The organism is Streptomyces sp. NRRL F-5122 (genome assembly GCF_001507435.1).
Lineage (GTDB): Bacteria > Actinomycetota > Actinomycetes > Streptomycetales > Streptomycetaceae > Streptomyces > Streptomyces lannensis.
The window spans coordinates 1-360 of sequence record NZ_LMWH01000157.1 but is presented as its reverse complement, the minus strand read 5'-3'; the positions used below and the strand labels follow the sequence as shown (position 1 = coordinate 360).

Annotated in this window: 1 protein-coding gene; it reads right to left on the bottom strand. The window is 71.7% G+C overall.

Translation table 11 applies throughout. The features are described 5' to 3' along the window. On the bottom strand, positions 1-360 hold a 360-nt coding region (locus ADL25_RS49020; protein ID WP_199839171.1), incomplete at both ends, for a hypothetical protein.

The following is a 360-nucleotide window of genomic DNA, read 5'->3' as shown; positions in this document are numbered from 1 at the left end:
GGGCCGTGACCGCCGGGACGACCGCGGAGGCTTCAACCGCGACCGGGACCGTGGTTTCGACCGTCGGGACGGCGAGCGTGGTGAGCGTGGCGGCCGTTCGTTCGAGCGTCGTGACGACCGTGGCGGTTTCCGCCGGGACAACGACCGTGACCGTCGCCCCTTCGACCGTGACCGCCGGGACAACGACCGGCGTTCGTTCGAGCGTCGTGACGACCGCGGTGGTTTCCGCCGGGACAACGACCGTGACCGTCGCCCCTTCGACCGTGACCGCCGGGACGACCGCGGAGGCTTCAACCGCGACCGGGACCGTGGTTTCGACCGTCGGGACGGCGAGCGTGGTGAGCGTGGCGGCCGTTCCTT